Source organism: Streptomyces sp. NRRL S-1022 (assembly GCF_000720135.1).
Classification (GTDB): domain Bacteria; phylum Actinomycetota; class Actinomycetes; order Streptomycetales; family Streptomycetaceae; genus Streptomyces.
Window position 1 is genome coordinate 290995 of the sequence record NZ_JOIU01000009.1, and the last position, 15913, is coordinate 306907.

8 protein-coding genes and 1 tRNA gene are annotated in these 15913 nt (G+C 75.3%); 7 read left to right on the plus strand and 2 right to left on the minus strand.

The features are described 5' to 3' along the window. Positions 1-98 precede the first annotated feature (98 nt). The 6 genes from tmk to IG05_RS0114525 all read left to right on the plus strand — a co-directional run bounded on the left by tmk (position 99) and on the right by IG05_RS0114525 (position 12055). Positions 99-3440: a dTMP kinase gene (gene tmk, locus IG05_RS0114500; protein ID WP_030342636.1), complete on the plus strand. Its 3342-nt coding sequence runs from the start codon at positions 99-101 to the stop codon at positions 3438-3440. 386 nt (positions 3441-3826) lie between these two features. Further along, positions 3827-5032 (plus strand): DNA polymerase III subunit delta', encoded by a 1206-nt coding sequence (locus IG05_RS0114505; protein WP_030342637.1) that lies wholly within the window; start codon positions 3827-3829, stop codon positions 5030-5032. A gap of 152 nt (positions 5033-5184) precedes the next feature. Further along, positions 5185-6795, plus strand: coding sequence for an alpha/beta hydrolase (locus IG05_RS0114510; protein ID WP_030342638.1), 1611 nt, complete (start codon positions 5185-5187; stop codon positions 6793-6795). A 108-nt stretch (positions 6796-6903) separates the two neighbouring features. Then, a tRNA-Thr gene (locus tag IG05_RS0114515) sits at positions 6904-6980 on the plus strand. 222 nt (positions 6981-7202) lie between these two features. Continuing rightward, entirely contained in the window at positions 7203-8096 is an 894-nt protein-coding gene (locus tag IG05_RS0114520) for a glycosyltransferase family 2 protein (protein WP_037813808.1), read from the plus strand. Positions 8097-8614: 518 nt separating this feature from the next. Then, entirely contained in the window at positions 8615-12055 is a 3441-nt protein-coding gene (locus IG05_RS0114525; protein ID WP_030342641.1) for an AfsR/SARP family transcriptional regulator, read from the plus strand. Positions 12056-12161: 106 nt separating this feature from the next. Here the strand turns inward: IG05_RS0114525 and IG05_RS0114530 are convergent, their stop codons facing one another. Continuing rightward, positions 12162-13850, minus strand: a complete 1689-nt coding sequence (locus tag IG05_RS0114530; RefSeq protein ID WP_030342643.1) for a bifunctional 3'-5' exonuclease/DNA polymerase — start codon at positions 13848-13850, stop codon at positions 12162-12164. 48 nt (positions 13851-13898) lie between these two features. After that, positions 13899-14648 carry a Clp protease N-terminal domain-containing protein gene (locus IG05_RS0114535; RefSeq protein ID WP_030342645.1) on the minus strand — a complete coding sequence of 250 codons (750 nt, stop codon included), beginning with the start codon at positions 14646-14648 and terminating at the stop codon, positions 13899-13901. Positions 14649-14800: 152 nt separating this feature from the next. Between IG05_RS0114535 and IG05_RS0114540 the strand changes: the two genes are divergently transcribed. Then, entirely contained in the window at positions 14801-15910 is a 1110-nt protein-coding gene (locus tag IG05_RS0114540; protein ID WP_199808313.1) for a DUF2786 domain-containing protein, read from the plus strand. Positions 15911-15913 lie beyond the last annotated feature (3 nt).

Sequence of the window (15913 nt, forward strand, 5' to 3'; positions counted from 1 at the left end):
CTTCGCGAAACGAACGCCCCGGCACCGCCTCGGTGCCGGGGCGCGCTCGTGCCGGACACGTGAGGTGTGGTGTCAGTGGCTGCGGATAGGCTGAACGCATGACGCGAGCCGAGCAGCCAACGGCCCACACCACAGCACCTGACGACGCCCTGGTCGCGGACTCCCGCGAGCGCGCCGTTCGTTCGCTGCTGCGCCGACCGCAGTTGAGGCGCCTGTGGAGCGCGCAGCTGGTGAGCGGAGTCGGCGACGCCCTCTCCCTCTTCGTCCTGGTCGTCCTGGTCCTCCAGGCGGCCATAGCCGAAGGGGCCTTCGGCGGCGGCTACCGGGGCGTGGCGTTCGCAGTGGCGACGGTCTTCGCGGCCCGCATCCTCGCCGCGCTGCTCTTCGGCGCCGTCCTCCTCGGCCCGCTGACCTCGCTCACCGCCCAGGAGGGCCCGCTCGACCGCCGCTGGACCATGGTCGGCGCCGACGGCCTGCGCGCCGCCCTGCTGATCGCCGCGCCCTTGTGGATCGACTGGACGCCGGACAACGCGCTCGCGGTCCTGTTGGTCACCGCCTTCGTCACCGGCGTCGCCGAGCGGCTGTGGACCGTGTGCCGGGAGAGCGCCGCCCCCGCCCTGCTGCCGGCCCCGCCCCTGGAGGGCGCGACGGTACGGCCGCTGCCGGACCACCTGGACGCGCTGCGCCGCCTGTCGCTGCGTACGACCTTCCTGGCGATCCCGCTGGCGGCCGCCGCCCTGGTCGTCGCCGCCCTGTTGAACAACCTGCTCGGCACCGGTCTGGCCTGGTTCGACCAGCACCACGTGGCCCTCGGGTCGTACGTGGCGGCGGGCCTGTTCGCCGCCTCGCTGTCCGTGCTGGTCTACCTGGAACTGCCCGACACGCGCACCCCGCGCGCGCGGTCCCCGCTGGAGGGCCTGCGCCGCCCGCGCACCGGCACCGGCGTCGACAAGGGCCGTACGGGCGCCATCCCGCTGCTCGTCCCGGCCTGTGCCGGCGTCGCGGGCGCCATCGCGGCGGCCGTCGCGGTATGCGTGCTGCACGCCAAGGACCTCGGCGGCGGCCCGGTGCTCTACGGCCTGCTGGTGCTGGGCCTGACCGGTGGTGTCGCCATCGGCGTCCGGTCCGCCCCCGCGCTGCTGCCCTCGCTCTCCCGCCGCCGCCTGCTGGCCCTGGCGATCGCCGTCACCGGCATCGCGCTGCTGGCCGCCGGGCTGGTCCCGGACGTCACCACCGTCCTGCTGATCGTCACGCTGGCCGGTGTCGCCGCGGGCGTGGCCGCCCACACCGGGCACACCCTGCTCGACCAGGAGACCGAGGACCACCGCCGGGCGCGCACCACCGAGCACCTGCACGCCGTGGTCCGCGTCTTCATAGCGCTCGGCGCCCTGGTCGCGCCGCTGGTCGCCGCACTGATCGGCCCGCACCGGCTGGAGAACGGCAGGTTCGTCTTCGCGCACGGCGGTGCCGCCTTCACGCTGATGCTGGTCGGCGCGCTGCTGCTGCCGGTGGCCGCGCTGGTGCTCGCCAAGGTCGACGACCGGTCCGGGGTGCCGCTGCGGCAGGACCTCAGGGACGCGCTGCTCGGCGGCGACGACCCGGTCACCACGCCGGCGGCGAACGGCTTCTTCATCGCCCTGGAGGGCGGCGACGGCGCCGGCAAGTCCACCCAGGCCGAGGCCCTCGCCGAGTGGATCCGCGCCAAGGGCCACGAGGTCGTGCTCACCCGCGAGCCCGGCGCCACCCCGGTGGGCAAGCGGCTGCGCTCGATCCTGCTGGACGTGTCCTCGGCGGGCCTGTCGCACCGCGCGGAGGCACTGCTGTACGCCGCCGACCGCGCCGAGCACGTCGACACGGTCGTACGCCCCGCCCTGGAGCGCGGCGCGGTGGTGATCTCCGACCGCTACATCGACTCGTCCGTCGCCTACCAGGGTGCCGGCCGCGACCTGTCCCCGACCGAGATCGCCCGCATCAACCGCTGGGCCACCAACGGGCTCGTGCCGCACCTCACCGTCCTGCTGGACGTCTCCCCGGAGGCCGCCCGCGAGCGGTTCACCGAGGCGCCGGACCGGCTGGAGTCGGAGCCCGCGGAGTTCCACGCGCGCGTGCGGGCCGGTTTCCTCACGCTGGCCGCCTCCGACCCCGGCCGCTACCTGGTCGTGGACGCCGGGCAGGAGCCCGAGGCCGTCACCACCGTGATCCGGCACCGCCTGGACATCGTGCTGCCGCTGTCCGAGGCCGAGATCAAGGCCCAGGAAGAGGCCCGCAGGAAGGCCGAGGAGGAGGCCCGCCGCAAGGCCGAGGAAGAGGCCGCCCGCAAGGCCGAGGAGGAGCGCCTGGAGCGCGAGCGCGAGGAGCAGCTCGCCCGGCTGCGCGCCGAGGAGGAGGAGCGCAAGCGCCGCGAGCTGGAGGAGGCGCAGCGGCGCGAGGCCGAACGGCAGGCGGAGGAGGCCCGGCAGCGGGCCGAGGAAGCGCGCCGGCGCGCGGAGGAGGAGCGGCAGCGGCTGCTCGCCGAGGAGAAGGCACGCGCCGAGGAGGAGGCCCGCCGCAGGGCCGAGGAGGAGCGGCGCCGCAAGGAGGCCGAGGAAGAGGCTCGGCGGCGCGCCGAGGAAGAGGCCCGGCAGGCCCGGCTGCGCGCCGAGGAGGAAGCCCGGCGCCTGGCGGCGCAGCGCAAGGCGGAGGAGGCGCTGCTGCGGGCCGAGGAGGCCCGCCGGCAGGCCGCCGAGGCCGCGGCGGCCGCCGACGCGGCGGCACGCAGGCCCAGCGCGCCCCAGCCCGCGGCCCCGGGCGTGGTCCCGGACGCGGTGACGGTCCCCACGCCTGTGGTCTCGCCGGACGAGGCCGCGCGCGGGACGGCGCGCACGGACACGCGGGGCACGGACACGCGGGGCACGGACGAGGAGACGACGGTGCTGCGTCCGGTGCGCGAGGAGCGCGCCGCCCGGGACACCCGGGGTGTTCCCTCCGACTCCGAGGCGACCACCGAGCTGCCGCAGCCGCCGGCGGCCGAGGAGACCGCGGTCCTGCCGAGGGTGCCGTCGGGCGCGGCGGACGAGACGGCCGTGCTGCCGCCGGTGTCCGCCGACGAGACGGCCGAGCTGCCGGCGGTGGCTCCGGGTTCGCCGGCCGAGACCGCGGTGCTGCCGCCCGTACGGGACGACGCCCCGTCGGACCGGGTGCCGCCCGGTTTCTTCCGCGACGAGCAGCCCGCCGCGGGCCCCGACGGCTCCGAACCGCGCACGCGCGAGATGCCCCAGCTCGACGCCGACGGCACGCCCCGCACCCGACCGCGCTCCGACTGGGCCGAGGAGACCCCGCTCGACGACCTGCCGACGCTGGCCGACGAACTGCTGGGCTCCTACGACGAGGGGGAGGACGGCGACCAGGGCGCCGGCGAGGAACAGGGCCGCAAGGGACGCGGCCGGGGCCGCCGGGGCTGAGCGGCACTGTCCCGGGCGGCCGGTGAGGCCGGGCGCCCGGGACGTCGGCGGTGCGGTGCCTCCGGGCGGCCGTGAGGTGGTCCCGCCAGGCGCCGGTGACGGCCGGCCACAGGGGCCCCGGGCCACGGACGGGGGCGCCGGGCGGCTCGCGGGCGCCCCCGCATCGGAAAGAAGCAGCTCCGCCGCCAGGCACGCCCTGCCCGGGCCGGACAGACGCACCCCACCCCCGGCCCCACCCCGCCCTACCCCTGCGCCACCACCCCACCACCACGTCACCGTCAGCGTGTCCCCCCCACCGCCCCCACCCTCCGCCGGTCCCCGTTGTCAGTCCCCACCCGCACAATGGAGTTTGGAATGCGGGATGTGACGGAAGGGCGGCGTGACCCATGACCGTGTGGGACGACCTCGTCGGGCAGGAGAAGGTGAGCGCGGTGCTCGACGCGGCCGCGCGGGACGCCGACGCCCTCGTCACGGCCGCCGCCGCGGACGAGCCGCTGCCCGAGGCGTCGAAGATGACCCACGCCTGGCTGTTCACGGGGCCGCCCGGCGCGGGCCGGAACCAGGCGGCGCGGGCCTTCGCCGCCGCCCTGCAGTGCGTGAGCCCCGACCGCGCCCTCGGCGGCACCCCCGGCTGCGGCTTCTGCGACGGCTGCCACACCGCGCTGCTCGGCACCCACGCGGACGTCACCACGGTCGCCGCGGTCGGCGCCGAGATCCTGGTCAAGGACATGCGGGACACGGTCCGCAAGTCGTTCACCTCCCCGGCGACCGGCCGCTGGCAGATCATCCTGGTCGAGGACGCCGAGCGGCTGAACGAGAAGTCGGCGAACGCCGTCCTCAAGGCGGTCGAGGAGCCGGCGCCCCGCACGGTCTGGCTGCTGTGCGCCCCGTCCATCGAGGACGTCCTGCCGACCATCCGCTCCCGCTGCCGCCACCTGAACCTGCGCACCCCGCCGGTCGAGGCGGTCGCCGACATGCTCGTCCGGCGCGACGGCATCGAGCCCGCGGTCGCCGCGTCGGCCGCCCGTGCCACCCAGGGCCACGTCGAACGTGCCCGGCGCCTGGCCACCGACCCGGCGGCCCGCGAGCGCCGTGCCGCCGTGCTGAAGCTGCCGCTGCGGCTGGACGAGGTCGGTGCCTGCCTCAAGGCCGCCCAGGAGCTGGTCGACGCGGCCGCCGAGGACGCCAAGCAGCTCGCCGAGGAGATGGACGGCAAGGAGACCGAGGAGCTGAAGGCGGCGCTCGGCGCGACCCAGGGCGGCCGGCTGCCGCGCGGCACGGCGGGGGTGATGAAGGACCTGGAGGACATGCAGAAGCGCCGCAGAACCCGTACGCAGCGCGACAGCCTGGACGTCGCCCTCGGCGACCTCACCGCCTTCTACCGCGACGTGCTCGCCCTGCAGCTCGGCACCCGCGTGGCGCTCGCCAACGCCGACGCCGAGGACGCCCTGGAGCGGCTGGCCCGCGGCAGCACGCCCGAGTCCACGCTTCGCCGGATCGAGGCGATCGCCGCGTGCCGGGAGGCCCTGGACCGCAATGTGGCTCCGCTGCTGGCGGTGGAGGCGATGACGATGGCGTTGCGCGCGGGGTGAGGCGCCGCGCACCATGTGACTCGTGGGGATGTCACTCGTAGGGGCGACCCCGGTCCCGCGACACGCAGGAGCCGACCCGGCTTCGTCCCTCGTACGGGCCACCCTTCTCCACGTACCGCATTCATCTCGTCGCTCAGCGTTACGCTCGACCGATGCGTACCAGTCCATCCCCCCGCTCCCGCCGGCACCGGCGCACCCGCACCCGGCCGGCGATCCGCCTGACGGCCGGCTTCCTCGCGGCCGCCGCCCTGCTCGTGTCCGCCTGCTCGTCCGGGAACTCGACCCCGTCGGCGAGCGGGAGGGTGGAGGCGGCGCTCGCCGAGCTGCCGCGTGCGACGCCGTCGGCGCTGGCGCCGTACTACGCCCAGCGGCTGCGGTGGCGCGACTGCGGCGTCCCCGGGTTCCAGTGCGCGACGATGCGGGCCCCGCTGGACTACGACAAGCCCGACGCGGGAGACGTCCGGCTCGCCGTCGCCCGCAAGAAGGCCACTGGCAAGGGCAAGCCGCTCGGCTCCCTGCTGGTCAACCCGGGCGGCCCGGGCGGTTCGGCGATCGCGTACCTCCAGCAGTACGCCGGCGTCGGCTACCCGGCGCAGGTCCGCGCCCGCTACGACATGGTGGCGATGGACCCGCGGGGCGTCGCCCGCAGCGAGCCCGTCGAATGCCTCGACGGCCGGCAGATGGACGCGTACACGCAGACGGACATGACCCCCGACGACGCCAAGGAGCGGAAGGCGCTGGTCGCGGCCGACCGGAGGTTCGCGGAGAGCTGCGGGGCCCGCTCGGCGCGGCTGCTGCGGCACGTCTCCACGGTCGAGGCGGCACGCGACATGGACATCCTGCGGGCGGCGCTCGGCGACCGGAAGCTGAACTACGTCGGGGCGTCGTACGGCACGTTCCTCGGGGCGACGTACGCCGGACTGTTCCCCGGGCGGGTCGGCCGGATGGTGCTGGACGGGGCGATGGACCCGTCCCTGGACGCCCGCAGGCTGAACCTGGACCAGACGGCCGGCTTCGAGACGGCGTTCCGGGCCTTCGCGAAGGACTGCGTACGGCACTCCGACTGCCCGCTCGGCGGCAGGGGTACGACGCCCGCGCAGGCCGGCGACCACCTGCAGGCGTTCTTCCGCAAGCTGGACGCCCACCCGATCCCGGCGGGCGACGCGCACGGCCGCAAGCTGGGGGAGGCGCTGGCCACCACCGGGGTGATCGCGTCCATGTACGACGAGGGGACCTGGCAGGAGCTTCGCGAGGCGCTGGCCTCGGCGATGAGGAAGAACGACGGCGCCGGCCTGCTCTCGCTCTCCGACAGCTACTACGAGCGGGACACCGACGACCGCTACAGCAATCTGATGATGGCCAACGCCGCGGTGAACTGCCTGGACCTGCCACCCGCCTTCAGCGGCCCCGAGGGCGTCGAGAAGGCGCTGCCCGCGTTCGAGAAGGCGTCCCCGGTCTTCGGCCCGGGCCTGGCCTGGGCCGCGCTCAGCTGCACGTACTGGCCGGTGCGGGCGACGGGCGGGCCGCACCGCATCGAGGCGAAGGGAGCCGCGCCGATCGTGGTGGTCGGCACGGTCCGCGACCCGGCGACACCGTACCGCTGGGCCCGCTCCCTGGCCGCCCAGCTCTCCTCGGCCCGCCTCCTCACCTACGACGGCGACGGCCACACGGCGTACGGCCGCGGCAGCACCTGCATCGACACCGCGATCGACACCTACCTCCTGCACGGCACCCCGCCATCCCCCGGTAAACGCTGCTCCTGACCCCTCCCGCCCGCCCCGGAACCACCCCCTCCGGGGCGGGTACGAAGCACCTCCCGAAACTGTGTAGACTTACCGACGTTGCCAATCGCACCATGGTGCGGGCAGCGCGCCGCTTTAGCTCAGATGGCCAGAGCAACGCACTCGTAATGCGTAGGTCTCGGGTTCGAATCCCGAAAGCGGCTCCACTGGAACCCCAGGTCAGATAATCAGCTGACCTGGGGTTTCGTCGTTGGTGGCGGTGTTGCCTCCGACGGCTGCAGGTGTTCTCGGTGACAAACCCGGATCAAAGACGCGGCAAAGTGAACCCGTGCCGGGTGAACCCCCGCCGCCGAAGCAACATCCTGGTGAACGGCGGGCAGCGCGCGGTCGGAGCGTGGTGCCGCCGTCGGCCGGATGGGATGTGGGACGTGGGGGAGCCGAGGATCGCCGTCGCCGTGGTGACGATGGGCAACCGGCCCGCCGAGGTCGACGCCCTGCTGGAGTCCGTGGCCAAGCAGGACCTCGCCCCCGTCCGCATCGTGATCGTCGGAAACGGCTGCCGGCTGCCCGAGTTCGCCCGCCGGCTCTCGCTGCCCGGCGAGGTCACGACCGTCGACGTCGAGGAGAACCTGGGCTGCCCGGGCGGCCGGAACGTCGCGCTCGGCCGGCTGCGGGAGTTCGGGGACGTCGACGTCGTCGTGGAACTGGACGACGACGGGCTGCTCGTCGACGCCGACGTGCTGCGCCGGGTACGGGACCTGTACGCGGCCGACCCCCGTCTCGGCATCGTCGGTTTCCGTATCGCCGACGAGCACGGCGAGACCCAGCAGCGGCACGTGCCCCGGGTGGGCAAGTCGGACCCGATGCGCGGCGGCTACGTCACCGGCTTCCTCGGTGGCGGGCACGCCCTGCGCATGGCGATGCTCGCCGAGACCGGGGACTGGCCCGCCGAGTTCTTCTTCGCGCACGAGGAGACCGACCTCGCGTGGCGGGCCGCCGACGCCGGCTGGAAGATCCTGTACGCCCCCGAACTGCTCCTCCGGCACCCCAGGACCTCCCCGGCCCGGCACGCCATCTACTACCGCGTCAACGCCCGCAACCGCGTCTGGCTCGTCCGGCGCCGGCTGCCGCTGCCGCTCGTCCCGGTGCACCTCGGGCTGTGGACGCTCCTCACCCTCGCCCGCACCCGCTCCCTGCCGGGTCTCCGGGCGTGGTGCGGCGGGTTCGTGGAAGGGCTGCGGAAGCCGGCCGGCGAACGGCGGCCGATGCGCTGGCGGACGGTGTGGCGGCTGACCCGGCTGGGGCGCCCGCCCGTCATCTGAGGTGGCCGACGGAGGCGAACTGCCGACAGAGCCAGGGAAAACCGTCAAGGCGGGCCGGCAGGAGGAAGGGAACGGCGGAACGTCCGCGTGGGAGAAGGCGAGGCGCCCGCACGGCGCAAGGCGGGACGGGGCCCCGGTCGTTCACCTCCGACGGCCGGGGCCCTTGTCGTCCCCGGACCCAGCCTGCGGCGACACTCCCCCGAGTTACGCGACTCACGCGCGCGCCGTCGGGCCAGATCCGATGGAATGATCACATCAGGATTCGCCAACGGATCGCTAACATGTGGCCAACGGTTCGTCGGCGGGTCGCGGAGCGGTTGGCCGGAACTCGTCCGTCAGCAGCGCCACATGCCCGACGGTCGGGCGGACTCCGGTGCCGGACCGGCGGTCGGCCGGCGAGCGGAAGGTGGCGGGAAACCGTTGTGGACAGGGCGGAATTCCGCCAGGAAACTGCGGGCACACGCCCGCCGCAGAGCACGGTCGGCCCCGACCGCGCGGGAAGGCAGTGGAGCGGCGTGATGCGGCAGTGCGAGCTGCGCTTCGGACTGCTGGGGCCGCCGGTCCTCTACGACCGACCGCCGTACGGGATTCCGTACGACCCCCCGCCCGGGACCCCCGGCACCCCCGACGACCCCCCTCCCGGCGACTCCTCTTCCGGTACCCCCACCCCGGCCCCCCACGCACCCACCGCACCGGTCCCCGGCGACGACCACCCCGACAACGGCGTCCGGGCCATCGGCAGCCCCAAGGTCCGCGTCCTGCTCGCCACTTTGCTGATGGAGCCCGGCCGGGTCGTGTCGGTCGAGGCGCTGAAGGACGCGCTGTGGGGCGGCGCGCCGCCCGTCTCCGCGCAGGCGTCCCTGCACAACCACGTCACCCGGCTGCGCCGGCTCCTGGACGACCCCGAGCGGCTCAGGGCCGTACCGCCGGGCTATGTGCTGCGGGTCGACCACGGCGAGCTGGACGTGCACGTCTTCGACGCCCGGGTCGCCGAGGCGCGGTCCGCGCACGCCCGGCGGGACTGGACGGGCGTCGTACGGGCCTGCGCCTGCGCGCTCGCGCTCTGGCGCGGCACCCCGCTCAGCGGACTCCCCGCCGACATCGGCGGTTACGCGCTGGTGCAGCGTCTGGAGGAGGCCCGGCTGTTCCTGCTGGAGTGGCGCTACGACGCCGAACTGGCCCTCGGCGGAGCCCGCTTGGCCGCGCTCGTGCCGGAGCTGGCGGCGCTGGTCGCCGAGCATCCCCTGCGCGAGGCGTATCACCGCCAGCTGATGCTCGCCCTGCACCGCACCGGCCGCCAGGCCGAAGCGCTCGCCGTCCACCGGGACCTGCGCGCCCGCCTGGTGGAGGAGCTCGGCATCGAACCCGGTCCGGCGGTCCGCGAGGCGCATGTCGAGGTGCTGCGGGGCAGCGGCGAGGCGCGTCGGGACGAGGAGTACGGCGACCAGCGGACGGACGGGCGGGACGGACACCCGCGGCGCGGCGGTGACGTGTCCCGAGGCGCCGGCGTCACGGGGGAAGCCGTTTCCCCGGACGGCACGGCCGCCTCCGCGCCGCCCGCGCCCTCCGCTTCTCCGGCGGCGCCCGCGTCCGCGCGGGACGGTGACGGGGGCACCGCGCGGCAGACCCCGCGCCCGGCCCAGCTGCCGGCCCCGCCGGCCCAGTTCACCGGCCGTGCCGACGTGCGCAGCGAGCTGCGCCGCACGCTGACCGAGCCGCCCGCCCCGGCGCCCGCGGTCGTGGTGATCAGCGGTATGGCCGGCGTCGGCAAGAGCGCGCTGGCCCTGCATGTCGCCCATGAGCTGAGGGAACGTTTCACTGACGGGCAGCTCTACGTCAACCTGCACGGCGCCACGCCCGGCATGACCCCGCTCACCGCCACGCAGGCGCTCGCCGCCCTGTTGCGCGACCTCGGCGCCGAGCCCCGGAACATCCCGGAACACCCCGACGCCGCCGCCGCGTTGCTCCGCTCGCTGCTCGCGCCCGCCCGCATCCTGCTGGTCCTGGACGACGCGGCGAACGCGGCCCAGGTGCGGCCCCTGCTGCCGGCCGGGCCCGGCTGCGCGGTGATCGTCACCAGCCGTTCGCCGCTCACCGCGCTCGACGGTGCCCGGCGCTTCCCGCTCTCCCCGCTGACCGGCGAGGACAGCGCGGCGCTGCTACGCGCGGTGAGCGGGCGCGCGGGACTGGACGCCGGCCATGCGCTGGTCGAGCTGACCGGCAGGCTGCCGCTGGCGCTGCGCGTGGTCGCCGCCCGGCTCGCCGCCCGCAGCGCCCTCACCCCGGACGTGCTGGCCGGACAACTCGCCGAGACCGGCGGGCGGCTGCGGCACCTGGAGTACGACGACCTGAGCGTCCGCCGCTCCCTGGCCGTCGCCCACGACGCGCTCGCCGCCGCCGAGCGGGAGGCCGACCGGGACGCGGCCCTCGCCCTGCGCCACATCGGCGCGCTCGACCTGCCGACCTACGGCGCCCCGCTGATCGCCCGCCTCACCGGTACCGACGAGCGCCGCGCCGAGGCCGCGCTGGACCGCCTGGTCGACGTCGCCCTCCTGGAGGAGACGGCGTACGGCCGCTACGCACCCCACGACCTGGTCCGCGACTTCGCCCGCGAACTGGCGGACGCCGGCAGCCTCCAGCCGGCCCCGGCCCCGGCCTCAGCTCCGGCCCCGGTCGAGACGGCCGAGGGCTCCGGCGGAGCTTCCGCATCGGCCGGGACGGAACCTCAGGGCGGCTCGGCCATGCATGGCCCCGGCAACGCGAACGGCACCGCCGGCCCGGCCCGCGCTCCCAGCGGCCCCGAGCAGGCCCCCGCCACCCCCGACCTGACCGCCCTGCGCTGGTACGCCGCCATGGCCGAGCGGGTGCTGACAGCGGTCGTGGAGCCGGGGCTCGACCAGGACGACCGGCGGCGGCCGACCTCCGCGCAGCCGGCCGGCCACGCGGCGGACGTGGCCGCCCTGGCACCCTTCGAGTCGGCCGAGGAGGCCTTCGCCTGGGGTGAGGTGGAGCTGGAGAACGTCGTCGCGCTGGTGGCGCGGAACGCGGACGCCGACGAGCCGCGCACCGCCGCCCACCTCTCCGCGCTCGTACGGCTGCTCTTCCCCTATGTGCAGCGCAGCGGCCGGGTCGCCGAGATGGAGGTCCTGGGCGGGGCCGCGCTCGGTGCGGCACGGCGGCTCGGGGACGCGGCGGCGGAGGCGTACGCCCTCGGCGACCTGTCGGGCCTGCACTTCCTGACCGGCCGGCAGAACCACGCCCTGGCCCTCACCGACCAGGCCCTGGAGATCTGGGAGCGGCTGGGCACGGCCTCCCGGATCCGCCGCTGCCTGAACAACCGCGGGCTGCTGCTGGAGGGACTGGGACGGTTCGAGGAGTCGGGGGAGGCGCTGCGGCAGAGCCTCGCCTACTCGCGGCTGCTGAACGATCCCTACGGCGAGGCCGTCACCCGCAGCCACCTCGGCAACCTCTACGAGCACACCGACCCGCGCGCCGCCATCGAGCAGCACCGGCGTTCGCTCGCGATCGGGGACGCCATCGGCGCGGTCATCGTGCAGCACTCGGCGCACTGCAACATCGGCTACGCCCATCTCGCGCTCGGTGAACCGGCCGCCGCCGCCCGGCACTTCGAGGAGAGCCTGCGCATCCTCGGCGGCCACGGCGACTGGCACGGCGAGTCCCAGACCCGGCTCGGCCTGGTCCGCGCGCTGCGGCAGCTGGGGGAGACCGGCCGGGCGGCCGGCGAGTGCGCCGAGCTGCTGGACCGCGCCGACGCCCGCGCCGACCGTTACACGGGCGGGCTGGGCCTGCACCAGCACGGGCTGCTGCTGCGCGAGCAGGGGCGGCGGGCGGAGGCGTACGACGCCTGGCACGCGGCCCGCGTGGCGCTGGACGGCACCGACGAGCAGGCGGTCCTGGAGGAGCTGCGGGAGCTGCTGGCTGACGGCCCGCCCACCTGACCCCCCGGCGGCTCGACCGCTCGACGCCCCGACAGCCCGACCGCCTGATGCCCCGGCAGCCTGTCCAGCTGACGCCCCGGCGGCCCGACCGCCCGGCGGCACCGGGCTACTTGGCGTCGGCATAGCACTCCACCACCGCCGTCGTGAACGGGAACCGCACCGGTGTGTCGCCGAAGGTCAGCCGGCCGGCGAGGGCGGCGGACTCGCGGATGGCTTCGACGACGGCGTCGGCCTCCTCGGCGGGGCAGTGCACGATCACCTCGTCGTGCTGGAAGAAGACCAGTTCGGCCGCCATGTCCCGCAGGGTCCGGCGCAGCGCGGCGAGCAGCAGCAGGGCCCAGTCGGCGGCGCTGCCCTGCACGACGAAGTTGCGCGTGAAGCGGCCCCGCGCGCGGGAGTCGGCGGAGGTGTGTCCGGCGGCCCAGCCGGTCCGGCCGTCCTGTTCCTCCTCGCCGACGGGGATGCCCGCCTCCTCCGTCGCGTCCCCGCCGGCCCCGGCGGCCGGCGGGCAGGTACGGCCCAGCCAGGTGCGCACCAGGCGGCCCTCCTCGCCCGCGCGGGCCGCCTCGTCGACGTAGGCGACGGCCTTCGGGAAGCGGCGGCGCAGCGCGGCGAGGTTCTTCAGGCCGTCGCCGGAGGTCTGCCCGTAGACCGCGCCGAGCACGGCGATCTTGGCCTGGTCCCGGTCGCCGGAGAAGGCGCGGTCGGAGACGGACTGGTAGAGGTCGCTGTCGCGGCCGGCCACCTCCATCAGGCCGGGGTCGCGGGAGATCGCGGCGAGCACGCGCGGCTCCATCTGGTCGGCGTCGGCCACCACCAGCCGCCAGCCGGGGTCGGCGACCACGGCGCGGCGGATCACCTTGGGGATCTGCAGGGCGCCCCCGCCGTTGGTCACCCAGCGCCCGGTGACCGTGCCGCCGGCGAGGAACTCGGGGCGGAACCGGCCCTCGCGCACCCAGTCCTGCAGCCAGGACCAGCCGTGTGCCACCCAGATGCGGTAGAGCTTCTTGTACTCCAGCAGCGGTTCGACGGCCGGGTGGTCGACGGACCGGATCTCCCAGCGGCGGGTGGACTTCACCTTGATCCCGGCCTGGGCGAAGGCCTTGATCACGTCGGTGGGCAGATCGGGCCGCACCCGGCGGCCGAAGGCCGCGGACACCTGGTCGGCCAGTTCGGCGAGGCGGCGCGGTTCGCCCCCGCCCGCGTACCGCTCGCCGAGCAGGCCGTGCAGCAGTTCGCGGTGGACCCCGGCGCTCCAGGGCAGGCCCGCGTGGTTCATCTCGGCGGCCACCAGCATCCCGGCCGACTCGGCGGCGGTCAGCAGCCGCATCCGGTCGGGGTGGGCGGTCTTCTCGTGCCGCCGCAGCTGCTCGGCGTAGACGGCGATCAGGTCGGGCAGGGGCAGCCGGGTGCCGGCGGGCTCGAACAGCGGGGACTGCGCGCCGGGTTCGGCCGCGCGCTGCGGCGGGTCGGGCGGGACGGGACCGCCGCGGAGGCGGGCCAGGGCGGCGGCGGCCGAGCGTGGCTCGCCGTGCCGTCCCTCGTGGCCCAGCAGGAGTGTTTCGGCGTCCTCGATGTCGTAGCACCGCTCCACTCGCACCCCCGTGGCGAGCAGTCGCGGGTAGACCTCGGGGGTCGACCGCCACACCCAGCGCGTCACCTCCGGGCGGCTCCGCACCGCTTCGGCGAGATCGCTCTCCCGCCGCACCGGTCCGGCGGGCAGCCCGTCCGGGCCGAGGGGGGCGACGTCCACGCCCGAGTCCTCGGCCGGTGCGAGAGCCCACCGGTCGGTCATGACGGCGAGTCTGGCAGGGGGGTCTGACAATCGCTGTGACCTGCGGTTCTACCCCTGCTCACCGGGAGTCTCGGTCTGCTGCTGCTCCAGCAGCAGCGCCAGGATCCTGGCGACGTACTCCTCGACGGCCGGCTTGGTGAGGCCGAGGCCGCTCAGGACGCCCTGGCCGTTCTCGTGCTCCAGCAGGGCGAGCAGGAGGTGCTCGGTGCCGATGTAGTCGTGGCCGAGCCGGAGGGCCTCGCGGAAGGTGAGTTCCAGGACCTTCTTGGCCTCGGGGCCGTAGGGGACGAGGTCGGGGACGTCGTCCGCGGCGGGCGGCAGCGCGGCCGTCGCCGCCTGGCGTACGGCGTCCTGCGGGATGCCCTGCGCGGTGATCGCCTTCGCGGCCAGGCCGTCCGGTTCGGCCAGCAGGCCGAGGACCAGGTGCTCGGGGCGGCCCTCGGCGTTGCGGGCGGCCAGCGCCTCGTTGTGCGCGGCCATGACCACGTTCCGCGCGCGCGGGGTGTAGCGGTTGAAGCCCTGGCTGGGGTCGAGGTCGGCGGACTCCTTGGGCACGAACCGCTTCTGCGCCGCCTGCCGGGTCACGCCCATGCTGCGCCCGATGTCGGTCCAGGACGCGCCGGAGCGGCGGGCCTGGTCGACGAAGTGCCCGATCAGGTGGTCGGCCACGTCACCGAGGTGATCGGCGGCGATCACCGCGTCCTGGAGCTGTTCGAGGGGTTCGTCGTGAACCTTCTTGATCGCCTCGATGAGGTCGTCGAGGCGCACGGATGCCGTGGTGTTCGGGTTGGTCGCCATGGTGTCAACCGTAGGTTGCCCACCTGGGATCGTCAACCAACAGTTGACACACGTTCGCCGCCATGCCGTCGCGCGCCCCCGTGCCGGTCCACTGTCCACAGCCTGTGGACGGCCGCCGCGCGCTGTCGGTCGGCCGTGGCACGATCGACGGCGTGACCAGTACCGCCAGCACCGTCGAGCGTGCCTTCCGGGCCGCCCTCTACGACGACACCGACACCGGCCTCGACACGGGCGCCTCGCTGCTCGCCGCGGACCCGGCCGCCGACGCCGAACTCGCGCGGCGCGGCGAGGACTTCGTGGCGACGGCCTGGCAGCGTGGCTGGCAGCCCGCCGACGTCGTACGGCTGGTGCGGCGGGAGCTGGACGAGGCGCACGTCCGCCTGGCCGCCGAGCTGATCCGCACGCAGTCCGGGCGGGACCGGCCGCGCGGGCGCCGCTGGGCCGACCAGCTGGCGGCGCTGCCCGCCGGCCCCGACCGCGCCGCCGACCGCTTCTCCCACGCCACGGCCGTCCTGGAGCTTTACCGCCTGCTGTTGCGGCTGCCCGCCCTGGAGCCCCTGGAGGAGGAGTCCCGCCGCACCCCCGGCCCGGCCGCCTCCCGCATGCTCGGCCGCATCCGCGCGCTGCTCGCCAAGGCCGAGGCGACCGGCTACCCGGAGGAGGCCGAAGCGCTCACCGCCAAGGCGCAGGAGCTGATGGCACGGCACAGCGTCGACGAGGCGCTGCTCGCCGCCGGGGCGCCCGCGCCGGACGCGCCCGGCGCCTGCCGCATCGGGGTCGAGCCGCCGTACGAACAGGCCAAGGCGGTCCTGCTGGACGCGGTGGCCACGGCGAACCACTGCCGCGCGGTGTGGAACGAACCGCTCGGCTTCTCCACGGTCGTCGGTTTCGAGGCCGACCTGGAGGCGGTCGACATGCTCTACACCTCCCTGCTGGTGCAGGCCACGCACGCGATGGCCAAGGCGGAGGCGGCCCAGCGGGCCGGCGGACGCAAGCGGACCAAGACCTTCCGGCAGTCGTTCCTCGCGGCCTACGCGCACCGCGTGGGCGACCGGCTCGCGGCCGCCGCCGAGACCCAGGTGACCCGGGACCTGCTGCCGGTGCTGGCCACGCGCGCGATAGCCGTCACCGGCCGGCTGGAGCGGATGTTCCCGGAGACCACCACGACCCGGCTGCGCGGGGTGAGCGACGCGGCGGGCTGGACCGAGGGGGCCCGCGCGGCCGACCGGGCGCAGGTCAGGGCCCGTCCGCGGCTGGAGTGAGGC